Here is a 24,709-nt window from a genome sequence, read left to right as displayed (position 1 = left end):
GGAGTTCCCATGAGTGAAGACGGTATGGACGATTGGGCAGCGGCAATGGCCGAACAAGCCGAATCTGAAGCGGAACAAGAGGCTGGCGATAACGAAGACGTACAAGTTGCTGAACTTGACGAATTAACTGACGACGCGCCGATTACGCAAGAAGAAAAGAAAAAGCTAGATACTATTCTAGATATTCCTGTGACTATTTCGATGGAAGTCGGTCGTAGTCAAATAAGTATCCGAAATCTGCTACAGTTGAACCAGGGTTCTGTGGTGGAGCTGGATCGTGTTGCCGGTGAGCCACTAGATGTATTAGTTAATGGCACGTTGATTGCTCATGGAGAAGTAGTAGTGGTCAACGACAAATTCGGTATTCGATTAACGGATGTTATTAGTCAAATTGAGAGAATCAAGAAGCTCAGATAAAACTTCTTATAAAGTAAGGGGTTGCGCAATGCTGCCCCTTTTATTTAGCCAGATAGCCGTCGCACAGTCGACCCAGTCAATCACCAATCCCACCTCGGTACTGTCAATTTTCCTTTCTTTACTTGTCGTTGTTGGCGTCATTTTCGCCCTGGCTTATGTGATGCGTCGATTTAATGTCACTGCCATGGGTGGAAATCAAATGAAAGTCGCGGCCAGCATGGTTGTTGGCACAAAAGAAAAAATTATGGTGATTCAGGTAGGTGAAGAGCAGCACCTCATTGGTGTAACCAGTCACAACATCTCTCATTTAAGCAAATTGGATAAGAATCTCGATGTGCCTGTGAAAGGTGTGAACAAAACCACAGGCGAGCAGCAAAATGGCGCCGATGCGTTTAAACAAAAGCTCGTTGCTGCCATGGCGGGAAAGCTCAATCCCAACATAGAAAAGAATAAAACAAAGGAAGAGTCGAGAGATGCGTAAGTTTGCCTGGCTACTTTTAATACTGCCCTTATTACTTCTCGTTGAGCCCGCCTATGCTCAACAGGGGATTTCTGCAGTCACGGTGACAACCAATCAAGATGGTTCTCAAGACTATACCATGACGCTTCAAGCGCTATTTATCATGACAGCGCTAAGCCTTATTCCTGCGTTTATCATGATGATGACCTCTTTCACGCGTATTATTGTGGTGTTGTCTATTCTGCGTCAGGCGATTGGCTTACAGCAATCACCGTCAAACCAGATACTCATTGGCGTTAGTTTGTTTCTATCCATGTTTATTATGGCGCCGGTGTTTGAAGAGGTGAACGAGCGAGCTTTACAGCCCTATCTTAACGAGCAACTCACCAGTTTAGACGCTCTTGAGCAAGCCAAAGGCCCTATGCGCGCGTTTATGCTTTCTCAAACACGGGTAAAAGACTTAGAAACGTTTGTACGAATAGCCGGAGACGAAGGAAAATACGCTGATACCAATGAAGTACCGCTAACCATCCTTATCCCCGCATTTGTAACCAGTGAACTTAAAACCGCGTTTCAAATCGGTTTTATGCTATTTATGCCCTTTCTCATTATTGACTTGGTGGTAGCGTCTATATTGATGGCCATGGGTATGATGATGCTTTCACCTATGATTGTATCTTTGCCGTTTAAGCTCATGTTGTTCGTGTTGGTTGATGGTTGGAACCTGATATTCGGTACGTTGGCGACCAGCTTCGGTATGGGCGTCTAGGAGGGCTTATGTCACCAGAAGTCTTTGTAGAAATACTGCGAGAAGCCATGTTCATGGTTATTGTGTTGGTATCTGCGGTGATTGTTCCAAGCTTGATCGTAGGTCTAGTTGTTGCTGTTTTCCAGGCGGCGACAAGTATCAACGAACAGACCATGAGTTTCTTGCCCCGCTTGCTTGTTACGCTTCTCGCATTGAGCTGGGGAGGCAACTGGTTGGTGCAACAGCTTATGGACTTTACTTTCAGAATGGTTGATATGATCCCGCAAGTTGTGGGATAGAAGGCTAAAGCTGTGGAAGTCGAACTTGCGACCATCAATCAATTTCTAGCAGACATGCTGCTGCCGTTTATGCGCATTAGCGGCTTATTCGTGGCCATGATTGGCTTGAGTGCTAAATCCATTCCGCCGCAGGTAAGAGCCTTGTTGGGTATAATGCTCACGCTCATTATCATGCCGGTAGTGCCCCCGTCACCCATAGAAAATTTGGTGGATGTGGGCACATTTTTAATCGTTATTCAGCAGTTGCTAATAGGCATTGCTATTGGTTTTATATCAATGATGGTGCTCAATACCTTCGTGCTTGCAGGTCAAATTATAGCAATGCAAACCGGTTTGGGGTTTGCGTCAATCGTTGACCCGGTAAACGGTATTAACGTGCCCGCAGTCGGCCAGTTTTATCTAATTCTAGCAACCTTATTGTTTTGGACCTTAGATGGGCATTTGTCCATGATCCAAATGATAGTCATGAGCTTTGAGGCGTTTCCCATAGGCGAAGCATGGTGGACCGGTGAACAGTTTCGCGATATTGCCCATTGGGCCGGCTGGATGTTTATATCGGCAGTGACCCTCTCCCTTGCGCCAATTGTCTCGCTGCTTATCGTGAACTTGGCGTTTGGCGTTATGACCAAAGCTGCACCACAGCTAAACATTTTTAGTATTGGTTTTTCCATTGCTCAGGTAATGGGATTACTGATTATTTGGATAACACTTGATAACTTTACTGCACACTTCGAAACCCAATGGTTTAGAGCCGAACAGTTTATGTGTGAACTATTGAATATTTGTTCGTAGGAAAACATGGCAGGTTCAAGCGAAAAAACAGAAGACCCCACGGGGAAAAAACTCGAAGATGCCCGAAAAAAAGGGCAGCTAGCCCGATCCCGTGAACTCTCTACGACCCTAGTACTTATCGTCAGTGCTTTTATGTTCTTGTTTGTGGGCGGGTGGATTGCTGAGTCTGTTTTTAAACTTACTCAGAGAATGTTCATTCTCTCTCGTGACGAAACCTATGATATCACCCACATGTTTGGCGCATGGGGTGAAGCCTTTTCGGCAGTAGGCCCTGCCGTGCTGCTATACATGGTTGTGGCAATGATAGCGGGCATTTATGGCTCTATCGCCCTTGGCGGTTTTAACTTTACCTGGGAAGGTGCAAAACCTAAGGGTTCAAAAATGAGCCCTATTCAAGGCTTCAAGCGTATGTTCGGCATGAACGGCTTGGTTGAGTTACTCAAGTCTATAGCGAAAGTGGTGGTCATAATTGGCATGGCCATCGGAGCGTTACTGTTCTTTGAAGATGAAGCGCTCCACCTTGATATGGAGCTTTATCCGGGAAACATCTTTCACGCACTCGACATGCTAAAGTGGGCGTTTCTTATTCTGGTGTGCGGCATGATCCCTATCGCGCTCATTGATGTGCCTTATCAAATGTATAAGCACAACAAAGAAATGAAGATGACCAAGCAAGAGGTTAAAGACGAACGGAAAAATGCGGAAGGCGACCCTATGGTTAAAGGCCGAATTCGCCGTCTACAATATCAGGCTGCAACCAAGCGCATGATGCAGGAAGTACCACAAGCAGACGTAGTGGTGACTAACCCGACCCATTTCTCGGTTGCTATCAAGTATGATGAGAAGGGAGTGAGGGCGCCGGTTGTGGTCGCTAAAGGTGCTGATGAGCTAGCGATGCACATCAGAAAAATTGCTACCGCCAACGATGTGCCGCTGATCCCTTCACCCATGTTAGCGCGAGCCATTTTCTACTCCACTGAAGTGGACGATGAAATTCCTAACGCTTTATTTATGGCGGTAGCGCAGGTGCTTGCGCATGTTTATCAGTTAAAAGCGCACAAAGCAGGTAAGGGCAAACGTCCTAAGCCACTTAAACGGGATTTGCCTATCCCACCAGAGTACCGACACTAACCCAACCGCTAAATGGGTGAAAAATTGACTTTGAAGGCGGGGCATAGGTAAGAGCTGGCCCTAGAAATAGTGACGTAATTATAAACTGTTCATATGTCCCTCGGATACAAAATCTTAATCGCTCTATACAAGTCGCTGTAGACAGTAATCACGCATGATTACAGCTCGGATTTGGATAACTTTTACGTAATACACAAAGCTGGCACGTTAGTTGAAAACTCTCCTTCAGTTTCACGTAAAGCGTCAATTTTCTGATAGAGAGACACCAAGCCATGCAGTTATCCGGTTATCTTCAGCGATTCGATAAAAATCAGCTGCAAAATTTCACTAGTGGTTTAGGCGCACCCATCGTCCTTTTGGCAATTATGGGCATGGTTATATTGCCTATGCCGCCATTCTTACTGGACGTGCTGTTTAGCTTTAATATTGCGTTGTCGCTAGTCATTATCTTGGTGGCTGTACTTACCCAGCGTCCAGTAGATTTCGGCATTTTTCCCTTGGTGTTACTTATCGCTACCGTTTTGAGATTAGCGCTTAACGTGGCTTCTACTCGCGTTGTTTTACTTTACGGGCATGAAGGCGGCGATGCAGCAGGTAAAGTTATCGAAGCCTTCGGTGAGGTCGTGATTGGTGGTAACTACGCCGTAGGTATTGTTGTTTTCGCCATTCTTCTTATTATCAACTTCAAAGTTGTAACCGCAGGCGCAGGACGTATTTCAGAAGTAAGCGCTCGCTTTACGTTAGATGCTATGCCCGGTAAGCAAATGGCCATAGATGCTGATTTAAATGCAGGGTATATAGATCAAGACCAAGCACGTAAACGCCGTGAAGAGATTACCGCAGAAGCGGATTTTTACGGGTCGATGGACGGTGCGTCAAAATTTGTAAAGGGTGATGCGGTCGCAGGCCTTTTCATCATGCTGATTAATATTGTCGGTGGTCTTTTTATTGGCATGATTCAGCACGGGCTTTCATTCGGTAACGCTATAGAAATCTACACCATATTGACCATCGGTGATGGTTTGGTGGCGCAAATTCCTTCATTATTACTTTCGGTCGCTACAGCCATTATCGTTACTCGTGAAAACGAGACCCAGGAAATGGGCAAAGAAATCCGCGGTCAGCTTGGTAATAATCAAGCTCTTTATATAGCCTCGGGCGTTCTATTTGTGATGGGTATCATTCCTGGGATGCCTCATATCGCATTCTTAGGCTTCTCATTCTTGATTGCAGGCTTTGCTTACTGGCAGTCGGTCCAAGAAAAGAGAAAGGCCGCAGAGCCCAAAGTGCCAGACAATGTGGTAAAAGATGAATCGGTTGCGCCTGAAGTGAAAGAGCTTGGCTGGGATGATGTTCAGCAGGTAGATACCATCGGATTGGAAGTGGGCTATCGTTTAATTCCTCTTGTCGATAAATCCCAAGGTGGCGAGTTGTTGACGCGCATTAAAGGCGTACGTAAGAAACTATCGCAAGAGCTGGGTTTCCTTATTCCGCCTGTCCACATTCGCGATAACTTGGATTTAGAGCCCAACACTTACACCATCGCTATGCTAGGCGTAACGATTGGGGATTCCATCATCAGTCACGATGAAGAACTTGCTATTAATCCAGGGCAAGTGTTCGGTAAATTAGAAGGGCGTGCCACTAAAGACCCCGCGTTTGGCTTAGACGCAGTATGGATTAAGCCCAACAAACGGGAGCATGCACAAACCCTTGGGTACACAGTTGTAGACGCTGCGACCGTTGTAGCGACCCATTTAAGCCAATTACTTTCTAACAATGCATATCAATTATTAGGGCACGAGGAAGCGCAACAACTTCTTGATATGCTTGCCAAGCAGCATCCGAAACTGGTTGAAGGGTTAGTACCAGACATCCTTCCGCTAAGCACCGTCGTGAAAGTACTGCAAACCTTATTGTTTGAAGGCGTGCCTATTCGCGATATGCGTACAATCGTGCAAACACTCAGTGAGTACGGCACGCGCAGCCAAGACCCCGATGTTTTAGTGTCCGCAGTGCGTATTGCCCTTAAACGTTTAATTGTCCAAGAAATTACTCAAGGTGCAAAAGAGATACCTGTCATAACCTTGGCGCCAGAGTTGGAACAGATGTTGCACCAGTCACTTCAAGCAGGTGGCGAAGATGGCGCTGGCATAGAACCAGGCCTGGCAGACAAGCTGCAAAAATCATTGCAGCAAGCCAGTCAGCAGCAAGAGTTAGAAGGAGAGCCTGCAGTACTCCTTACCTCAGGCATGCTACGACCCGTTCTGTCTCGCTTCTTAAAATATTCGGTTGTTGGGCTTCATGTTCTGTCTTACCAAGAAGTGCCTGACGACAAACAAATAAAAATAGTCAGTTCGGTCGGTCAATAATCTGACACTGGGTGATTGGAGAGGTTGCAATGAAAATTAGACGTTTCTTCGGCAAAGATATGCGTGAGGCGTTAAGCCAAGTTAAAGCTGAATTGGGCAGTGACGCTGTGATCATGTCAAATCGCAAAGTCGCTGACGGTATTGAGCTTGTCGCAGCCTACGACAAAGAACCTGAAGCGAAGTTGTTTACGCCGAAAGCGTCTCCACAAGCCGCTGCAAAAACACCTGGTCAAAAGGCAGTGCCTAGCTTGAGCGAAATCATTGGTGACGACGGTCCTGATAGCCTTAAAGCACTGCTAGAAAAGCAGCACGGTGGAAATAATGGCGTAGCGAGTCCCGCGCAACCCAACCAACCAATGACAGCGAATGCTAAGCACGCCAATGAAATTGCTTCGCACTTAGACTTCTCAGAAGCCTTTATTGACGACGTAGAAGCACAGCAGTCTTCTCATGAACCAGTTCGTCAGAACGCTTTCCCAGAGCATCAAGCGTCAAGTATGGATGATACCGCTGTGACGCAGTCAGCGGAGCTTGCGCAAATCAAGGAAGAGCTAGCGTCTCTTCGCGATGTATTGCAATATCAAGTGGCCGACTTGATGGAAGCTAAGAACAAACGTCAAAAACCTGTTCATCAATATCTAATCACCCGTTTAACCGATATGGGGTTAAGCAACGCGTTAGCGAAACAGCTTATTAGCTATACGCCGTCACATTACAACGAACGAGATGCATGGGTATATCTTCTTAACCTATTGGCTAATCGCATAAATGTGACAGGAAACGATATACTTAGCGCACAAGGTGCTGTTGCATTAGTAGGACCAACAGGTACCGGTAAAACAACTACCGTTGCGAAACTTGCTGCCCGCTATGCGCAAAAATACGGTGCAGAGTCGGTTGCGATGATTACCATCGATACGTATAGAATTGCCGCCTATGAGCAGCTAGCGACATACGGAAAGATTATTGGCTGCACGGTGAGAAAAGCGCAGACTAGTGAAGAACTTGCGGATTTATTATTCCAACTTCGTCATAAGCGACTAGTATTGATTGATACGGCTGGATTTAGTCAAAGAGACAGTCGATTAATTAAACAAATTAAGCAGTTTGATAACGGACAAATGCCAAATGTTAAAAAATATTTGGTAGCGCAAGCAAATACGCAATATCCTGCTTTGCAGAGAATCATTCAAGCGTATGATGATATTGAACTAAGTGGCTGTATTTTCACAAAGTTAGATGAGTGCTACTCTTTAGGAGAGGTGCTTAGTGCAGCGGTTGAATACCAATTACCGGTTAGTTATGTCACCGATGGTCAAAAAGTACCTGAAGACATTAAGATTGCAGAAGCGAAATCTTTGGTTTCCGCTGCTGCAAAGCTTTATAAAAAGTACGGTTTGAATCATACTAGTGGTAACAACGCAATTAAAACAGCATAAGCAGTATGATTGACGACCAAGCGAGTAGCTTAAGAAAAATGAAGCAATCACGGTTAATCAAAGTAATCGCCGTCACCGGTGGCAAAGGTGGCGTAGGTAAAACAAACATTACATTGAACACCGCTATCGCCATGGCGAAGCAAGGTAAACGTGTAATGGTTCTCGATGCGGACCTCGGTCTTGCTAACGTAGACGTTATGTTAGGTTTGCGTGTTGAGAAAAACTTATCCCACGTGCTTTCCGGCGAATGTACACTTGATGAAGTATTAGTGACCGGTCCGCACGGAATAAAGATCGCCCCTGCCACATCAGGCACGCAGTCGATGGCAGAATTGTCGCCAACGCAACACGCTGGCCTAATTCGTGCCTTTAGTGAGCTGCGCTCGCAAATTGACGTGCTAATCGTTGATACAGCGGCAGGTATTTCAGACATGGTGTTGAGCTTTTCAAAAGCCTCACAAGACATCATGGTCGTTGTGTGTGACGAGCCTACTTCATTGACAGATGCGTATGCATTGATAAAAATTCTGAATAGAGAGCACGGTGTTTTCCGCTTCAAAGTTGTGGCTAATATGGTGCGCGACGTGCGAGAAGGCCAAGAGCTATTTAGTAAATTAAGCAAAGTGACAGGGCGTTTTTTAGATGTTGCACTAGAATTAGTGGCGACAGTACCGTTTGACGAGAACATTCGTAAAGCAGTGCGTAAACAAACAGCCATTGTCGATGCTTACCCAGGTTCACCGGCAGCCGTTGCAATAACACAGTTGGCGAGTAAAGCCTTAACATGGCCTATTCCAGCGCAGCCAGGTGGCCATTTAGAGTTTTTCATTGAACAATTAGTTGCAGAAAAAGCCGTAGGAAGTCAGCGTTGAACAGCAAGGCAGCCGCTTATCAACAACAAACCGATAAAGCGCAGTTAGTCGAAAGACATGCGCCATTGGTTAAGCGTATAGCGCATCACTTGATAGCGCGATTGCCGGCTAGTGTTCTTGTAGACGATTTAATTCAATCAGGCATGATTGGATTATTAGAAGCCGCGCGAAACTTTGATGGTTCAAAAGGAGCCAGCTTTGAAACGTTTGCCGGCATTCGCATTCGCGGTGCTATGCTAGACGAAATTCGCAAAGGGGATTGGACACCGCGTTCAGTTCATCGAAATGGCCGAGCGATCACTGAAGCAATTTCGCAAGTAGAAAGCGAAACAGGCCGCGATGCTAGAGATTCTGATATTGCTGATAAGCTTAATGTAAGCTTGCAGGACTATCACCAAATGCTTAATGAAGTAAATGCCGGAAAGCTGGTAGGTATTGAAGATTTAGGTGTGTCAGAAGATGTTATTTCGACAGAGCAAAATCGAGGTAGCGACGCACCACTGGAAGATTTAATGCAAGGCGCTTTCCAAAAAGCGCTTGCCCATGCAATTACGACATTACCTGAAAGAGAAGCGATTGTTCTTTCGCTGTATTATGATGAAGAGCTGAACCTAAGAGAAATTGGTGAGGTTCTTGATGTAAGTGAATCGAGAGTCAGTCAAATTCACAGTCAGGCCATGTTAAAACTCAAATCACGAATGAAGTCGTGGCAAGCTGACGAAGAATAGAAATTAATAACAATTAACCCCTCACTGGAGGCTATTTTGGACAAAAGCATGAAAATTCTCGTGGTCGATGATTTTTCTACCATGAGACGTATCATCAAAAACCTACTTAAAGATTTGGGTTTTTCCAACATCCAGGAAGCGGATGACGGAAGTACTGCATTGCCTATGTTGCAGCAAGGTGATTTCGATTTCGTAGTTACCGATTGGAACATGCCTGGAATGCAGGGTATTGACTTGCTTCGCGCGATTAGAGCCGATGACAAGCTCAAGCACCTACCAGTACTTATGGTTACTGCTGAAGCGAAGAAAGAGCAAATTGTTGCCGCCGCGCAAGCAGGTGTTAATGGCTACGTTGTTAAGCCGTTCACTGCAGCAACACTTAAAGAAAAATTAGATAAAATATTCGAACGTTTAGGTTGATCCAGACGCTCACCAGAGAAATGAGGTTTACTGGATGTCAACGAATGTAAACGTTCCAATTTCGTTGGAAGAAGCAAAACAGCTTGTCACCTACCTTGAAGAGGGTGACAACGCTTCAGCCAATGCCCTACTAGAAGCGGCCTCAATGAAAGAAAACGTTGAGTTATTTGCTGAAGTAGGGAAACTGACGCGTCAGCTCCATGACGCGCTGAATAATTTCCAAATAGACGACCGCATTAAAAATCTCGCGACCGATGATATTCCCGATGCACAATCCCGCCTAACCTACGTAATTGAAGAAACTGAAAAAGCTGCTAATACTACTATGGATGCCGTTGAAGCGAGCATGCCTATAGCTGAAATGCTGTCGGCGCGCATCGAAAAGGTTATGCCTGAGTGGAAGAAGCTGATGAATCGCCAAATAGAGTTGGGTGAATTCAAGGCTTTATGCGCAGACTTAGACGAATTGTTGGAAGAAGGTTCGGCACAGTCAGCTAAACTTACACAGTTACTTACAGAAGTATTGATGGCTCAAGGTTATCAAGACTTAACTGGTCAGGTTATTCGCCGCGTTATCGACTTGGTTAAAGAAGTGGAAGACAGCTTAGTTAACATGCTTACCATGTTTGGTGAACGCGACGGTGCAGAACAAACTAAACCATCTAGCGTTAAGGCCGATAAGGTTGATGGTGTAGAGGCAGAAGGCCCTATCATTGATGCCGATAAGCGCGACGACGTCGTGTCAGGCCAAGATGATGTAGATGATCTTCTGTCTAGCTTAGGTTTTTAGGGGAGCGGGCGCATGTCGTTTGATGTTGACGAGGATATATTACAGGACTTTCTAGTTGAGGCTGGAGAGATACTTGAACAATTACAAGAACAGCTCGTTGATCTTGAGAACAATCCTGAAGATGCGGATTTGCTAAATGCAATTTTCCGTGGTTATCACACAGTTAAAGGGGGAGCAGGGTTCCTGTCTCTTACCGAGTTAGTAGAAATTTGTCACGGTGCGGAAAACGTCTTTGACGTAATGCGTAACGGTCAACGAACACTAACCCCTGAACTGATGGATATTATTCTGCAAGCCACAGATGTGGTGGTTGAAATGTTTGAACGAGTGAAAGCTCGGGATCCATTAGAGCCAGCAGATGCACACCTAGTAGACTTGTTACACAAACTAAGTCGCCCGGAATCTCCAGATGAGAATATTTTTGGTGAACAAAGCGCGCCGGTGTCAGAACCTGAGCCCGCGATTGAAGAGCCAGAATTAGTTGTTGAAGAGCCTACTGCACAGGCACCAAGTTCTGGTGATAGCGGCGGTATTGACGAAATCACTGAAGATGAGTTTGAAGCGCTGCTTGATGAGCTTCATGGCTCTGGGGCACCAGGACAGTCCTCAGCGGCTAAAAGCGAACCTGCAAAGGCTGCTGCACCTGCTGCCGCTAGTGATAACGACGATATCACCGACGAAGAATTTGAAGCGCTGCTCGATGATTTACATGGCAAAGGCAAGTTTGGTGGTGAAGAAGCTGCGCCAAAGGCAAATGCACCAGCTCCAGCACCAGTTACGCCGAGTGAAGCTGGTGATGAAGAAATCACCGATGACGAATTTGAAGCACTGCTTGACCAACTGCATGGCTCAGGGCAAGGGCCTACCAAGCAGGGAGCCGTTTCAAAGGCGCCAGAGCCTCCTGTAGATAAGGCAGCAACAGAAGCGGTTCAAAAAGCGAAACAAGCAGCGCCAGCTGCGCCAAAAGCGACGCCTGCTCCTAGCGCCGCAGCGCCAGCTAAAGCAAGCACACCTGCTGCACCAAAAGCAGCGCCTAAAAAAGATGAGAAGAAGGCGGCACCAGCTGCGCCTCCTGCTGAGACTACAGTACGTGTAGATACCAAGCGCCTTGACCAAATTATGAACATGGTGGGTGAACTCGTACTAGTGAGAAACAGGCTAATAAGCTTGGGTATCAACAGTAACGACGAAAGCATGTCCAAAGCCATTGCCAACTTAGATGTGGTAACGGGCGACTTGCAAGGTGCGGTAATGAAAACCCGCATGCAACCTATCAAGAAGGTGTTTGGTCGTTTCCCTCGCGTTGTTCGAGACCTCGCTAGAAGCTTGAAGAAAGAAATAACCCTTGAGCTTGTGGGTGAGGAAACTGATTTAGATAAAAACCTGGTTGAAGCACTGGCCGATCCACTTGTGCATTTGGTGAGAAACTCCGTCGACCATGGTATTGAAATGCCTGATGATCGTGCTGCAGCGGGTAAACCGCGCATGGGTACGGTTCAGCTATCGGCATCTCAAGAAGGCGATCATATTCTTCTAACCATCGAAGATGATGGTAAAGGAATGGATCCTGAAAAGCTTAAAGAAATTGCTATTAGTCGCGGTGTACTAGACGCAGACGCAGCTGCACGGATGTCGGATGTTGAAGCGTTTAACTTGATATTCGCGCCAGGGTTCTCAACCAAAACAGAAATTAGTGATATTTCTGGTCGCGGTGTGGGCATGGACGTGGTTAAGACTAAAATTAACCAACTTAACGGCACCGTGAACATAGATTCACAGCTAGGAAAAGGCACGCGACTGGATATCAAAGTTCCGCTAACGCTAGCCATTCTTCCGACGCTAATGATTGTTGTAGGAAAACAAACCTTTGCGTTACCATTAGGTGCGGTGAACGAAATAATAAATATGGACATCAAAAAGACCAACACGGTCGATGGCCAGCTAACAATGATAGTTCGTTCAAAAGCAATTCCGTTGTTCTTCCTTGGTGAATGGTTGATTCGAGGTCCCAAAAACATCGATAGAGAAAAGGGACACGTTGTTGTAGTGCAAATTGGTACACAACAAGTAGGATTCGTAGTAGACGCGCTAATAGGCCAAGAAGAAGTGGTTATTAAACCTCTTGATGCATTATTGCAAGGCACGCCTGGTATGGCGGGAGCCACGATTACATCAGACGGTGGAATTGCACTAATTTTAGATATTCCGAGCCTGCTTAAACGGTATGCGCGTAAACCCATCAAGTAAGGCGATGAATTAACAGGAATAATAATCCATGGTCTTTAAAGTCCTTGTCGTGGACGACTCGACTTTTTATCGTCGTCGAGTAAAAGAAATACTCGATGGCGATAGGGAACTTGAAGTTGTTGGGGAAGCGAGAAATGGGCGCGATGCACTTGAAAAAGCAGAAGCGCTTAAGCCGGATGTGATAACGATGGATGTTGAAATGCCTGTCATGGACGGCATTTCAGCTGTAAAGGCCATAATGGACAAACGGCCTACACCTATTCTTATGTTTTCTTCGCTTACGCATCATGGTGCGCAAGCGACATTAGATGCGTTAGAAGCGGGCGCGCTCGATTTCTTACCTAAGAAATTTGAAGATATCGCGCAGGACAGAAAAGACGCATCGCGCTTGTTGTGTACAAAAGTACGCTTAATAGCGCGTCGTGGTATTGGTCTTAAGCGTCCGTCGTTTCGCTCTACAGAGGCAAGAAAGCTTCCTGATAATGCGCCAAAGCAGGCGTTCTTTAAAACATCAGGGTTGCTATCAGGGCATAAAGACGCAGCCAAACAACCAACCGTTTCGTCTGTAAGAGCGACGGGAAAGCACTACAAGTGTTTGGCAATTGGGGCTTCTACAGGCGGGCCTGTGGCGCTTCAAAAAGTGCTGTCTCCTTTACCTGCAGAGTTTCCTTACCCCATTTTGCTTGTACAACACATGCCTGGAACATTTACTACGGCATTTGCACAGCGTTTAGACACAAACTGTAAGATTAGAGTAAAAGAAGCCGAGCACGGTGACATTCTAAAACCAGGTCATGCGTATCTTGCTCCCGGTGGGAAGCAAATGTTGCTAGAAACCATAGGTGCGAATAAACGCATTGCCATTGTTGACGCAAATGCGAGTGACAAGGTGAATTATAAGCCCAGTGTTGATCTCACTTTCAGTTCTCTGGCTAAAGCTTATGGTGGGGATGTATTAGGAATTATATTAACGGGTATGGGGGCTGACGGCAGAGAAGGATGCCGAATGCTCAAGGAAAAAGGCGCAACGATTTGGGCTCAAGACCAAGATTCCTGTGTTGTGTACGGTATGCCTCAAGCTGTAGCCGTTGCCAATATATCCAGTAAAAATATAAACATTGATGATATGAGCAGTTGCGTTCAAACCGAAATGCGATAGCAGTTTGAACAGTAATGGAACAGCAAATATGAAAGTGTGGACAGTAGCGAATCAGAAAGGTGGTGTAGGAAAGACTACCACTACGGTGAGCCTTGGCGGCTTGCTTGCACAGCAAGGCAAGCGAGTGCTCATGATTGATACTGATCCACATGCATCGCTGAGTTATTACTTCGGTATCGATGCAGAAGCGTCAAGTCATTCAGTTTACGATATTTTTATTAAGTCTAATGACATTACGGCCGATAATGTTATGGACTGTCTGTGCCCGACAAAGTTAGACAACTTATATGTGCTTCCTGCAACAATGGCGCTCGCGACCTTAGATAGAACGATGGGTAGCGAACAAGGTATGGGCTTAGTCCTAAAAAAAGCGTTGGCAAAAATAGCAGGAGAATTTGATGTTGCTATCATCGATTGCCCTCCAGTGCTTGGGGTGCTGATGGTTAACGCTCTTGCAGCGTGTGACAAGGTTATCGTGCCTACCCAAACAGAATATCTGGCGCTTAAAGGGCTAGACAGAATGATTCGTACCATGGAAATCATGGGACGTTCGTTGGACAAATCCTTTGATACTGTGATTATTCCAACTATGTTTGATAAGCGCACTAACGCGGCGCTTGCATCGCGAAAGCGCTTAATGAATGACTATGGTGAGCGCGTGTGGGAAGGAGTTATTCCCGTCGACACGCACTTCAGGGATGCAAGTTTAGTACAGCTTCCCATTTCCGCAGCGTACCCCAAAACACGCGGTGTGTCTGCGTACGAGAAACTATTAGCGGTATTGGAGAAATAACGAGAACATGAGCAAGCAATCGCCTTTTGCCCGTGAAGAAGTGATGGAGGCATACCTTGATAGTCTCCTCAAAGAGCCAGAAGCACCGGAAGATGTGACTGCGCGCACGGCAAAATTGCTCGAGCAGGCTTCTCAGCAGATGGCTGAAACGGCACTTGCTTCTACCGCCAATGAAAGTGAGCCGCAATCGAATGAACAAGAAGCGATAGCGGAAAAGGTTACATCGTTAATTGAAACGCAAAAAGCAGAGACAATTGAAGATGAACAGCAACAGTCTCACGCAGAAACTTTAGTAGAAAATGAACAAGAAGCTGCGTTAAACCGCGCTGAAAAAACAAAAGTTCCACTAAAGGATACTCTCGGTTTTCGCTTTCAGGCGCTATTCTTTGAGGTTGCAGGGTTAACACTTGCGGTGCCTTTGACGTCGCTAGGTGGGATCCACCAAATTGAGAAGATTGGCCCTTTATTTGGAAAACCTGATTGGTTTATGGGTGTAATGTTGCACAGAGAGTCTAAACTAAGTGTTGTTGACTCTGCAAAATGGGTAATGCCAGAAAAATATGACGAAAACCTCGCACAATCGCTTAACTACCGATATCTTATAATGTTAGGGGAAAGTGCGTGGGGTCTGGCTAGTGAAAAGCTAGTCAATACGGTCAATTTGACTACCGATGATGTTAAATGGCGCGAGTCCACAGGTAAGCGTCCCTGGTTAGCAGGGATGGTTAAAGAAAAAATGTGCGCGTTAATTGACGTTGAAGAATTAATATCTATGCTTAACAAAGGCTTAGGCAGTAACGACCAGACGCCATAGTATTGGGAGCCAGGTTCATGAGCGACGAAAGAATAAATAATAACGCCACCGACAGCAACGACGAAGTCCTTCAATGGGTAACGTATCGCTTAGGTGAAGAAACTTACGGTATCAACGTGATGCAAGTTCAAGAGGTCTTGCGTTATACCGAAATAGCCCCTGTACCCGGTGCACCTGACTATGTACTTGGTATTATCAATCTGCGTGGTAACGTAGTAACGGTTATCGATACACGTGCTCGTTTCGGATTACCGCCAACAGAAATTACTGACAATACCCGTATCGTTATTATTGAGTCTGACGAGCAGGTGGTTGGTATTCTGGTGGATAGTGTTGCTGAGGTGGTTTACTTGAAATCTTCAGAGATTGATAGTGCCCCTAACGTAGGTACTGAAGAGAGTGCTAAGTTTATCCAAGGTGTAAGTAACCGCGACGGCGAACTGCTTATTCTTGTAGATCTTAATAAATTGTTAAGCGACGAAGAGTGGGATGAGCTTAGCAACATCTAAATAAATGAATAGGCGGTATTGATTATAATACTGCCTACATTTCCCCAAGGGTTATGTCCATGGATTGGCAGCTTGCTGCACCTACCTTATTAGAACTCATATTGTGTATTCTTGTAGTTATACTCATCGCCGCGATGGGTGTGCTGTATTCACACATTAAGCAGTTGCGTTCTGCATTAAGCGAAAGCGAACATGCTAACGCAGAGGCTATTGCCCGCACTGAAGCCCTTGCTAAAAATGCAAATAATCAACAAACTGAGGCGCAAGCACGCACCTTGGTGATCACTCGACACCTTCAAGAGTTAGACGAAAAGCAAACTGATATTGAAAACCAGCTTCGAGAACTCAAGCTTCAAGATCCTTCCCTACGCCTATATCAGCGTGCGGCGGACTTAGTCAAGCAAGGCGCTAGCATTGATGAAATTATTGAAGCCTGCGACATTCCTCGTGCCGAAGCTGAGATGTTGGTAATGGTGCATAAACAAAATAATTAGTATTTTTGAGCACCAGAGAAAAAAAACGTTTAGACGTCTAGACGTAAAGATGTTGACATATCGCCAGTTATAGACACAATACAGATATTGTTATTTATCACTGGAGCCCTCTATGCCAATTCGTATTCCTGAGCAGTTACCCGCGCAGAATGTACTACTAGGTGAAAACATTTTTACCATGGACATGGACAGGGCTGCCAATCAGGATATTCGTCCTCTTGAAGTCGGTATTCTTAATTTAATGCCGAACAAGATAGAAACAGAGGTACAGTTACTTCGTCTGTTATCGAACACGCCACTGCAAATAAACGTGGATTTAATTCGAATTGATAATCAAGCGCCGAAGAATACCCCGCAATCGCACATGGATGCTTTCTATCACGACTTTTCAGCGGTAGCGAATAAGAAATACGATGGCCTCATTGTCACCGGTGCGCCTCTCGCGCTTATCGATTACGAGGAAGTAAAGTACTGGGAAACCATGACCACCATATTGGAGTGGGCGCAGCGTCACGTGAACTCAACCCTTTACTTATGTTGGGCTGCTCACGCCGCCATGTATCACTTTTACGGCATTACACGAGAGCTTAGAGACGAAAAGTTTTCAGGTGTCTTTAAACATAAAGTGAATGACCCGAACAATGAGCTATTAAGAGGCTTTGATCCTTCTTTTTACGCACCACATTCCCGTTATGGGCATATTAACACCTCGTTGTATAACAGCGTCGATGGACTTAGTGTTGTTGCAGAGTCTGACGATGTAGGCGCTTATATTGTGGCGTCAGAAGATAAGCGCATGGTATTTGTAACGGGTCACCCGGAATACGATCCAGATACACTTAAAGACGAGTATTTTCGAGATATTGCCGCGGGACAAACGCCAGTAATTCCAAAAAATTATTTTGAAGGGGATGATCCAGCCAAGTCTCCTATTGTACAGTGGCGCTCACACGGTAGCCTATTGTTTACAAACTGGCTGAATTATTATGTCTATCAGACCACGCCTTACGATTTAAGTCAGCTTGCTGAAAAGTCACAGCCAAAGAGGTAGCACGTGAGCCAAAGACCAAATTCTAGCGCGCAAGCAACGCTTACAGAAGCCGCTAAAAAGCGCATCCTTATATTAGATGGCGCCATGGGCACCATGATCCAGCGCCATAAGTTAGAAGAAGAAGATTATCGCGGAACACAGTTTGCCGACTGGCACTGCGATGTTAAGGGTAACAACGATTTGCTGGTTCTTACCCAGCCCGATATCATCTATCAAATTCACTGTGATTACTTTGAAGCTGGCGCGGACATTATTGAAACGAATACGTTTAATGCTACGACTATCGCTATGGCCGATTACGATATGCAGGCTCAATCCCGTGATATTAATTTAGCTGCAGCTAAATTGGCGCGTAAAGCTGCCGATGAGTTCACAGCAAAGACACCAGACAAACCCCGTTTCGTGGCAGGTGTACTTGGCCCAACAAATCGCACTGCTTCAATTTCGCCTGACGTTAACGACCCAGGCAAACGCAATGTTACTTTTGACGAACTCGTGGAAGCGTATAGCGAGTCTACCGAAGCGCTCATTGAAGGCGGTGCAGATTTAATCATGCTCGAAACCATCTTCGATACACTTAATGCGAAAGCGGCAGCCTATGCGGTAGAGTCGGTTTTTGAAAAGCTGGGTATATCGCTGCCCGTTATGGTGTCTGGCACGATTACCGATGCCTCAGGGCGCACGCTGTCTGGTCAAACCGCGGAAGCGTTTTATTATTCCATGCGACACATCAGTCCATTCTCATTCGGCTTAAACTGTGCTCTTGGACCAGACTTACTGCGCCAATACGTAGATGAAGTTGCTACTGTTAGTGAGTGCTTAATTTCAGCGCACCCTAACGCTGGTTTACCCAACGAGTTTGGTGAATACGACATGGAAGGCCCTGAAATGGCCGAGCACATCAAAGAATGGGCGCAGTCTGGGCTAGTGAATATTGTAGGTGGCTGCTGCGGCAGTACGCCGGAACACATTCGCGATATTGCTAACGCGGTCAATGGAATTGCGCCAAGAAAAGTGCCACAGTTCGAACCCAAAATGCGTTTGTCAGGCCTAGAGCCGTTTGTACACTAGGAGGGCATTATGAGCGCAGAATTTTCTACATTTATTAATATCGGTGAGCGTACCAATGTAACAGGCTCCGCTCGTTTTAAACGACTTATTCTTGAAGGTGATTATGAAACTGCACTTGATGTCGCAAGGCAACAAGTAGAGAACGGCGCGCAGATCATCGATATCAATATGGATGAGGCCATGCTTGATTCTAAGCAGGCCATGATCACCTTTTTGAACCTAATCGCCTCTGAGCCTGATATTAGCCGCGTACCTATTATGATCGATTCGTCTAAATGGGATGTTATCGAAGCAGGACTTAAGTGTGTACAGGGCAAAGCGATTGTTAACTCTATTAGCTTAAAAGAAGGGGAAGCGCTCTTCTTAAACCAAGCCAAGCTAATAAAGCGTTATGGTGCAGCAACCGTAGTTATGGCCTTTGACGAGACCGGCCAGGCCGATACACAAGCTCGAAAAGTAGAAATTTGTCAGCGTAGCTACAAGCTGCTGACAGAAGAAGTCGGCTTTCCACCTGAAGATATTATTTTTGACCCTAACATTTTCGCAGTAGCGACGGGTATTGAAGAGCACGATAACTACGCGGTTGATTTTATTGAAGCTACCCGTGAGATACGTAAAACCTGCCCGTACTCTCATATTTCAGGCGGTCTTTCTAATATTTCGTTCTCGTTCAGAGGTAACAACCCGGTACGTGAAGCTATGCACTCGGTATTCCTATATCACGCTATTCGAGCGGGTATGGATATGGCTATTGTGAATGCAGGTCAGCTAGAGGTATATGACGAAATACCGGCTGAACTTCGAGATGCGGTTGAAGACGTAATTTTAAACCGCAGAAGTGATGCCACTGAACGCTTGCTCGATATTGCACCGAACTATCAAGGCGATGGAAAGGCTGTCGCAAAAGAAGATTTATCCTGGCGCGAGCAAGAGGTTAATAAGCGCTTAGAGCACGCCCTAGTTAAAGGGATCACCGACTACATCATTGATGACACCGAAGAAGCACGTCAGCAAGCTGAGCGTCCATTACACGTTATTGAAGGGCCGTTAATGGACGGCATGAACGTGGTGGGAGATTTGTTCGGCGAAGGTAAAATGTTCCTTCCTCAGGTAGTAAAGTCGGCACGTGTAATGAAAAAAGCGGTAGCCCATTTACAGCCATACATTGAAGAAGAAAAGTCAGACGATGCGAAAAGTAACGGCAAAATTCTATTAGCGACGGTAAAGGGCGACGTTCACGATATCGGTAAAAATATTGTTGGCGTGGTACTTCAGTGTAATAACTTTGAAGTGATTGATCTTGGCGTAATGGTGCCAGCGGCGACAATTTTACAAACCGCTAAAGATGAAAACGTTGATATGATAGGCCTGTCGGGCCTTATTACACCTTCACTAGATGAAATGGTTCACGTTGCCAAAGAAATGGAGCGTCAGGGCTTTGATATCCCGCTGCTTATTGGCGGTGCGACTACGTCTAAAGCGCACACTGCGGTAAAAATTGAACAAAACTACCATGCGCCTGTAGCCTATGTTCCAAATGCTAGTAGAGCAGTAGGCGTATGTCAGCGCCTTCTAAACAAAACGTCCCGCGATATTTACGCGCAGGAATTGGCAAAAGAATACGATACGGTACGTGAACAGCACGCCCGTAAAAAGCCGCGCAGCAAGCCGGTGACGTTAGAACAGGCCAGAGAAAACGCTTTTAAGCCAGATTTTACGACTTTACCAGTAAAACCTGCGAACCTAGGTGTAACACCGGTAACCGCCGATTTGGCTACGCTGCGCAACTACATTGATTGGACGCCATTTTTCTTAACCTGGTCTTTGGCAGGCAAGTACCCACGTATACTTGAAGATGAGGTGGTGGGAGAGCAGGCAAAGTCACTATTTAACGACGCCAACGCCATGCTGGATAAAATTATCGAAGAGAACAGCCTTCAGGCGAAAGGCGTTATCGGCTTGTTTCCTGCCAACCGCGTTAATGACGATGTTGAAATTTATACCGATGAGTCGAGAAACCAGATTCAAGGTGTTGCCCATCACTTGCGTCAGCAAACCCTAAAAGACAAATTCGCTAATTATTGTTTAGCAGACTTTGTAGCTGAAAAGTCGAGTGGCATAAATGATTATGTGGGCGCTTTTGCCGTCACCGGCGGTATAGGTGAAGACGAGCTTGCTGATAGCTATATTCAGACTGGCGATGACTACAACGGCATTATGGTTAAAGCGGTGGCAGACAGGCTTGCCGAAGCGTTTGCGGAATATCTGCACGAGCAAGTGCGTAAGCATTACTGGGGTTACGCCGCTGACGAATCACTAAGTAACGAAGAACTTATTCGCGAAAAATACCAAGGCATTCGACCGGCACCAGGCTACGCCGCGTGTCCCGAGCATACTGAAAAGCAGCTTATTTGGGATTTGTTGTCAGCAGAGCAGCATACAGGTATGAAGCTTACGGAAAGTTACGCCATGTGGCCGGGGGCGTCAGTATCGGGTTGGTATTTTGCTCACCCTGATGCCAAATACTTTGCTGTCGCCAAAATTCAAGCCGACCAAGTAGAAGATTACGCCACACGTAAAGGCTGGACCTTAGAAGAGGCTGAAAAGTGGTTGGGTCCAAACTTAAGTGATTAATGCTGGTAAGGCAGGTAACGTGTATGCAAATCGAAAAGCCTTTTAGTCAGGCTTGTGAGAACAACAAGCGCGCCATTTTGAGCGTGCTTGAACGTAAATTTGCCAATTGCCGACAGGTATTAGAGATAGGGAGTGGAACAGGTCAGCACGCCGTATTTTTGGCTGAGCATTTGCCCCATCTTATTTGGCACACAAGCGACCAACCACACTATCACGAAGGCATTGCCGCGTGGCTGAGTGATTCAAATACGGGGAATGTGAAACCTCCCATTGCATTCACCGTTGGGCAAGATGACTTTCCCAACCTCGACATAGACGGCATTTTTACGGCAAACACCGCGCATATCATGCAAAAAGAAGAGGCGAAGCTACTCATGGAATCAGTAGCGTTGCACTTACCCAAAGGGGGCGTATTCTGTCAGTATGGCCCTTTTACACATAGTGGTAAGTTTACTTCTGAAAGTAACCAAGCCTTCCATACTTCGCTTTTAGCGCGTGGTTATGGTGGCTACCGCGATATCAATGAGCTTACTGCTTGGGCAGGCGAGTTAAGCTTGCAAGAAATAATCGACATGCCCGCCAATAACCATATGCTTATTTGGCAAAAACGCTAGAAAAGCATCTCTTGCATCAATGAAAGGAGTAGCTATGAGCTTTAAAGTAAACCATTATTTCGACAATAAAGTGAGCTCGATTGGGTTTGAATCTGCAAACGGCCCCTGCACCTCGGGCGTGATGTCGCCGGGTGAATATACATTTTCTACATCACAAAAAGAGCTAATGAAAGTGGTTGAAGGTGAGCTAGTTGTGAAGCTTCCGGGAAGTGACGAATGGCAATCTTTTGCTACAGGCACCAGCTTTAATGTACCCGCCGATGCTTCTTTTGACGTAAAAGTGTCTACGCCTACCGCTTATCTTTGCTTTTACAGCTAATTCTTAAAAGCGTTTAATTCACTCTGTATTTAAACTTTCGTAGAATTGACTTTCAGAGGTTGTAAAATTTCTCTGTATATCTCAAAGTATTAGAAGTGCCAGCGAGCTCGGCTCACTTGCGCTTTTATACTAATAAAACTAAACCTGAAATGTGTGCGAATTATCAGGGCCTGTTGACCTTTAATGTACGAATATTGGTCTAAATGGAAGCCTTTTAATCGCGAAATAGTCCTGCAAGCCTAGTGGGCTAAGTTAAAGGGCTGTGACAAAGAGCAAAAGGCTTCTATAACGACCCCTTCGGGCAGCGCCTTTGTGCCATCTATACTGCGTTGAATGTTTTCGACTTAGAACCACTAAACCGTCAAACATCCGCCTTGTCTAGATGGCACAAAGACCGCTGCAAAAATGTACAACAAAGGTCAACAGCCCCTAGTGCTGGAATACACTTTTCACACGTTGTGGCGTTTAGTAAACAGTGAGAAGTACAAATGAAATCCATATCACTCCAAAAAAAGTTCATGCTTATCGTTGGCGGTAGCATAGCTTTGATGTTACTCATTACGGCGTTTTTCTTAGTCAATACCGTTGCAGATAACACCCGCAGTCGCGTAGAAAAAGAGCTTAAATCCTTAGTTGCACGTGAGGCTAATGACGTTGAAGGCTTCTTCGCAACCTATGGCGGCGTTGCTAGAGCGTTCCTAAGTAGTCCTTTTCTACAAGATTTTTTTACGCGCCATAACACGCGAGGGGCGCCCGAAAGCCAACTGGCTCAATCCAAAGATATCTATGCCACATTTGAGGGCATCAGCAGCCAAGATCCCATTATTAAATCGGCGTTCTTTGGTTCAGCTAAGACGGGTGAATACTTCTATGAAGAGGGCCGAGTCGGCGTAGACACTTCGGGTCCTGATGCTGGTAATCCTAACGCCGGTTACTTTGCAACTAAGCGTCCGTGGTTTACTACTGCCGTTGAAAAAGGAAAGCTATATGTAACGCCTCCTGCTGTCGATTCCCAAGATGGAAGCGTATCTGCAGTAGTACAAACCCCGATATACAAAAATGGAGCGTTACTAGGCGTTGGCGGTGTCGATATTCTTATTAGCACGGTGGGTAAGGTCATAGATGCCATTCGTTATGAAGAACAAGGCACGGCGTTTTTACTCGATGAAAACCAAAACATTGTTTACTTTCCAAAACAGAGCAAAGCGTTGCCACTAAGCTCCTCTATTCGCAACTTTGACAGCGTGTTTGATAGCACTGAAGGGTTTGGCAAGTTGGCAAGTAATATAGCGGCTAATGAATCTGGTATTGTGCACGTAACCTGGAAGGGGGAAGACTATGTTGCGGTTTTTGAGCACGCTCAGTTAACTAACCCACAAATGAATTGGTCGCTGGGCATTCTTATCCCTGCAAGCATCATTGATAGCCCTATAAATAATGCAATTACTACGGCAATTATCGTCGCCTTTGTGATTATTGGATTAATAGCGCTTATTACTTATTTTGCGAGTGCTAAAGTCACTCAGCCTTTGGTCGAAATGCGCAACGCTATGGCGGAAATAGCGCATGGCGACGGCGACTTAACCAAGCGTCTGGAAGTTAAGAGTAACGACGAAATCGGTGCGCTTGCTATAGAGTTTAATACCTTCACCGATAAACTAAGATCATTGCTAAAAGATACTGCCGCTAACACTAAGGCTGTTTCTGATGCAGCGGATCACCTTCGAGATGTGAGTCACGCCACTAGCAAGGAAATTAACCAAGAGCGTAGTCAGGTGGACAATGTGTCTACGGCAGTCACGCAGATGGCTGCTACCGTCGTTGAAATTTCAAAAAATGCGGCACAGTCCAGTGACGCTGCGACTAAAGCAGATGAATTGGTACAAGCCGGCAGTGAGCAAGTGCAAGATGCCATGAGGGAAATTCGCGCGCTGGCTGACGCCATCAGTCAGGGTGTTGAAGTTGTGGGCGGATTGAGCAAAGAGTCAGATAGCATCGGTGCTGTAGTCGATGTAATTAACAGCATAGCTGAACAAACTAATTTACTGGCATTAAACGCAGCCATTGAAGCGGCGAGAGCCGGTGAACAGGGGCGCGGCTTTGCCGTTGTTGCAGATGAAGTTCGCTCATTAGCAAGTCGTACACAAGAATCGACGACTGATATACGAAAAATGGTAGAGCGATTGCAGGCGATGTCTGAGCAGACCAACAGTGTTATGCAGGAAGGACAATCCCGTTCTCAATCTGGTGTCGATAAAACAGAGAAAGTGGTCGAAACGCTTAAAGACATTACCCAGTCTATAGGTTTGGTTCACGAGCAAAGTACTCACATAGCACTTGCGACCGAGCAGCAAACGGAGGTGGCGCAAGATATTAATAAGTCGCTCGTAGCTATCACTGGTTTAAGTGATAAAACTAGTCAGCATGCAGAAGAGTTAGCTGTGGAAGCTACGCAGTTAAGTGCCGTTTCTGGTGACTTAAAAGAATTGGTGGGGCAGTTTAAAATTTAGCGCCATTCATACCGTTAACCGCGCAT

At 45.8% G+C, this 24,709-nt stretch carries 24 protein-coding genes; all 24 read left to right on the top strand.

From position 1 onward, the window contains the following. Positions 1-9 precede the first annotated feature (9 nt). The gene (fliN, locus tag NO989_RS02990) at positions 10-417 is read left to right on the top strand and encodes a flagellar motor switch protein FliN (RefSeq protein WP_014948639.1); all 408 of its coding nucleotides are present in this window, start codon (positions 10-12) and stop codon (positions 415-417) included. 28 nt (positions 418-445) lie between these two features. Beyond that, positions 446-898, top strand: a complete 453-nt coding sequence (gene fliO / locus NO989_RS02985) for a flagellar biosynthetic protein FliO (RefSeq protein WP_014948640.1) — start codon at positions 446-448, stop codon at positions 896-898. Further along, positions 891-1,646, top strand: a complete 756-nt coding sequence (gene fliP, locus NO989_RS02980) for a flagellar type III secretion system pore protein FliP (protein WP_061485036.1) — start codon at positions 891-893, stop codon at positions 1,644-1,646. Before fliO ends, fliP begins: the two co-directional genes overlap by 8 nt. Before the next feature lie 8 nt (positions 1,647-1,654). Then, positions 1,655-1,924, top strand: a complete 270-nt coding sequence (gene fliQ / locus NO989_RS02975; protein ID WP_012517675.1) for a flagellar biosynthesis protein FliQ — start codon at positions 1,655-1,657, stop codon at positions 1,922-1,924. Between the two features lie 12 nt (positions 1,925-1,936). Beyond that, positions 1,937-2,716 (top strand): flagellar biosynthetic protein FliR, encoded by a 780-nt coding sequence (fliR, locus tag NO989_RS02970; RefSeq protein WP_014978604.1) that lies wholly within the window; start codon positions 1,937-1,939, stop codon positions 2,714-2,716. Positions 2,717-2,722: 6 nt separating this feature from the next. Then, on the top strand, positions 2,723-3,847 hold the full coding sequence (flhB, locus tag NO989_RS02965) for a flagellar biosynthesis protein FlhB (RefSeq protein WP_371342018.1): 1,125 nt from the start codon (positions 2,723-2,725) through the stop codon (positions 3,845-3,847). Positions 3,848-4,119: 272 nt separating this feature from the next. Beyond that, positions 4,120-6,219 (top strand): flagellar biosynthesis protein FlhA, encoded by a 2,100-nt coding sequence (gene flhA, locus NO989_RS02960; RefSeq protein ID WP_039224872.1) that lies wholly within the window; start codon positions 4,120-4,122, stop codon positions 6,217-6,219. Positions 6,220-6,248: 29 nt separating this feature from the next. Further along, entirely contained in the window at positions 6,249-7,658 is a 1,410-nt protein-coding gene (gene flhF, locus NO989_RS02955) for a flagellar biosynthesis protein FlhF (protein WP_061485040.1), read from the top strand. A gap of 5 nt (positions 7,659-7,663) precedes the next feature. Next, positions 7,664-8,530 carry a MinD/ParA family protein gene (locus NO989_RS02950; RefSeq protein WP_014948648.1) on the top strand — a complete coding sequence of 289 codons (867 nt, stop codon included), beginning with the start codon at positions 7,664-7,666 and terminating at the stop codon, positions 8,528-8,530. Next, complete coding sequence (locus NO989_RS02945; RefSeq protein ID WP_014948649.1) at positions 8,527-9,258, top strand: RNA polymerase sigma factor FliA; 732 nt, start codon at positions 8,527-8,529, stop codon at positions 9,256-9,258. The genes NO989_RS02950 and NO989_RS02945 overlap by 4 nt, the downstream gene beginning before the upstream one ends. Positions 9,259-9,294: 36 nt before the next feature. Further along, positions 9,295-9,678, top strand: coding sequence for a chemotaxis response regulator CheY (gene cheY, locus NO989_RS02940; RefSeq protein ID WP_012517682.1), 384 nt, complete (start codon positions 9,295-9,297; stop codon positions 9,676-9,678). Between the two features lie 34 nt (positions 9,679-9,712). After that, positions 9,713-10,468, top strand: coding sequence for a protein phosphatase CheZ (locus tag NO989_RS02935; protein WP_014948650.1), 756 nt, complete (start codon positions 9,713-9,715; stop codon positions 10,466-10,468). A gap of 12 nt (positions 10,469-10,480) precedes the next feature. Next, entirely contained in the window at positions 10,481-12,715 is a 2,235-nt protein-coding gene (locus NO989_RS02930) for a chemotaxis protein CheA (RefSeq protein ID WP_049588036.1), read from the top strand. A 28-nt stretch (positions 12,716-12,743) separates the two neighbouring features. After that, the gene (locus NO989_RS02925) at positions 12,744-13,874 is read left to right on the top strand and encodes a chemotaxis response regulator protein-glutamate methylesterase (RefSeq protein WP_014975914.1); all 1,131 of its coding nucleotides are present in this window, start codon (positions 12,744-12,746) and stop codon (positions 13,872-13,874) included. Positions 13,875-13,902: 28 nt separating this feature from the next. Beyond that, on the top strand, positions 13,903-14,667 hold the full coding sequence (locus tag NO989_RS02920; protein ID WP_014948652.1) for a ParA family protein: 765 nt from the start codon (positions 13,903-13,905) through the stop codon (positions 14,665-14,667). Positions 14,668-14,674: 7 nt separating this feature from the next. Further along, a complete protein-coding gene (locus NO989_RS02915) occupies positions 14,675-15,481 on the top strand; it encodes a chemotaxis protein CheW (RefSeq protein ID WP_014948653.1) in 807 nt (268 codons plus the stop codon). A 17-nt stretch (positions 15,482-15,498) separates the two neighbouring features. Further along, positions 15,499-15,990 carry a chemotaxis protein CheW gene (locus NO989_RS02910; protein ID WP_014948654.1) on the top strand — a complete coding sequence of 164 codons (492 nt, stop codon included), beginning with the start codon at positions 15,499-15,501 and terminating at the stop codon, positions 15,988-15,990. 59 nt (positions 15,991-16,049) lie between these two features. Next, a complete protein-coding gene (locus tag NO989_RS02905) occupies positions 16,050-16,484 on the top strand; it encodes a DUF2802 domain-containing protein (protein WP_014948655.1) in 435 nt (144 codons plus the stop codon). 112 nt (positions 16,485-16,596) lie between these two features. Next, positions 16,597-17,535, top strand: a complete 939-nt coding sequence (gene metA / locus NO989_RS02900) for a homoserine O-succinyltransferase (RefSeq protein ID WP_039224879.1) — start codon at positions 16,597-16,599, stop codon at positions 17,533-17,535. Between the two features lie 3 nt (positions 17,536-17,538). Beyond that, complete coding sequence (locus NO989_RS02895) at positions 17,539-18,606, top strand: homocysteine S-methyltransferase family protein (RefSeq protein WP_156078040.1); 1,068 nt, start codon at positions 17,539-17,541, stop codon at positions 18,604-18,606. A gap of 9 nt (positions 18,607-18,615) precedes the next feature. Beyond that, on the top strand, positions 18,616-21,240 hold the full coding sequence (gene metH / locus NO989_RS02890) for a methionine synthase (protein WP_371342017.1): 2,625 nt from the start codon (positions 18,616-18,618) through the stop codon (positions 21,238-21,240). A gap of 23 nt (positions 21,241-21,263) precedes the next feature. Continuing rightward, positions 21,264-21,854 (top strand): DUF938 domain-containing protein, encoded by a 591-nt coding sequence (locus NO989_RS02885; protein WP_061485050.1) that lies wholly within the window; start codon positions 21,264-21,266, stop codon positions 21,852-21,854. A gap of 34 nt (positions 21,855-21,888) precedes the next feature. Continuing rightward, on the top strand, positions 21,889-22,173 hold the full coding sequence (locus NO989_RS02880; protein ID WP_014948660.1) for a pyrimidine/purine nucleoside phosphorylase: 285 nt from the start codon (positions 21,889-21,891) through the stop codon (positions 22,171-22,173). 488 nt (positions 22,174-22,661) lie between these two features. Further along, positions 22,662-24,683, top strand: coding sequence for a methyl-accepting chemotaxis protein (locus NO989_RS02875; protein ID WP_061485052.1), 2,022 nt, complete (start codon positions 22,662-22,664; stop codon positions 24,681-24,683). Positions 24,684-24,709 lie beyond the last annotated feature (26 nt).

The organism is Alteromonas sp. DY56-G5 (assembly GCF_041414725.1).
GTDB lineage: Bacteria > Pseudomonadota > Gammaproteobacteria > Enterobacterales > Alteromonadaceae > Alteromonas > Alteromonas macleodii.
Note: the sequence above shows the minus strand (reverse complement) of the source record. Positions and strands in the feature narration are given on the sequence as shown.

Coding starts and splice junctions, on each gene's coding strand:
- fliN (WP_014948639.1), top strand. CDS start 10: ATGAGTGAAGACGGTATGGACGATTGGGCAGCGGCAATGGCCGAACAA.
- fliO (WP_014948640.1), top strand. CDS start 446: ATGCTGCCCCTTTTATTTAGCCAGATAGCCGTCGCACAGTCGACCCAG.
- fliP (WP_061485036.1), top strand. CDS start 891: ATGCGTAAGTTTGCCTGGCTACTTTTAATACTGCCCTTATTACTTCTC.
- fliQ (WP_012517675.1), top strand. CDS start 1,655: ATGTCACCAGAAGTCTTTGTAGAAATACTGCGAGAAGCCATGTTCATG.
- flhB (WP_371342018.1), top strand. CDS start 2,723: ATGGCAGGTTCAAGCGAAAAAACAGAAGACCCCACGGGGAAAAAACTC.
- flhA (WP_039224872.1), top strand. CDS start 4,120: ATGCAGTTATCCGGTTATCTTCAGCGATTCGATAAAAATCAGCTGCAA.
- flhF (WP_061485040.1), top strand. CDS start 6,249: ATGAAAATTAGACGTTTCTTCGGCAAAGATATGCGTGAGGCGTTAAGC.
- NO989_RS02950 (WP_014948648.1), top strand. CDS start 7,664: ATGATTGACGACCAAGCGAGTAGCTTAAGAAAAATGAAGCAATCACGG.
- NO989_RS02935 (WP_014948650.1), top strand. CDS start 9,713: ATGTCAACGAATGTAAACGTTCCAATTTCGTTGGAAGAAGCAAAACAG.
- NO989_RS02930 (WP_049588036.1), top strand. CDS start 10,481: ATGTCGTTTGATGTTGACGAGGATATATTACAGGACTTTCTAGTTGAG.
- NO989_RS02925 (WP_014975914.1), top strand. CDS start 12,744: ATGGTCTTTAAAGTCCTTGTCGTGGACGACTCGACTTTTTATCGTCGT.
- NO989_RS02920 (WP_014948652.1), top strand. CDS start 13,903: ATGAAAGTGTGGACAGTAGCGAATCAGAAAGGTGGTGTAGGAAAGACT.
- NO989_RS02915 (WP_014948653.1), top strand. CDS start 14,675: ATGAGCAAGCAATCGCCTTTTGCCCGTGAAGAAGTGATGGAGGCATAC.
- NO989_RS02910 (WP_014948654.1), top strand. CDS start 15,499: ATGAGCGACGAAAGAATAAATAATAACGCCACCGACAGCAACGACGAA.
- NO989_RS02905 (WP_014948655.1), top strand. CDS start 16,050: ATGGATTGGCAGCTTGCTGCACCTACCTTATTAGAACTCATATTGTGT.
- metA (WP_039224879.1), top strand. CDS start 16,597: ATGCCAATTCGTATTCCTGAGCAGTTACCCGCGCAGAATGTACTACTA.
- metH (WP_371342017.1), top strand. CDS start 18,616: ATGAGCGCAGAATTTTCTACATTTATTAATATCGGTGAGCGTACCAAT.
- NO989_RS02885 (WP_061485050.1), top strand. CDS start 21,264: ATGCAAATCGAAAAGCCTTTTAGTCAGGCTTGTGAGAACAACAAGCGC.
- NO989_RS02880 (WP_014948660.1), top strand. CDS start 21,889: ATGAGCTTTAAAGTAAACCATTATTTCGACAATAAAGTGAGCTCGATT.
- NO989_RS02875 (WP_061485052.1), top strand. CDS start 22,662: ATGAAATCCATATCACTCCAAAAAAAGTTCATGCTTATCGTTGGCGGT.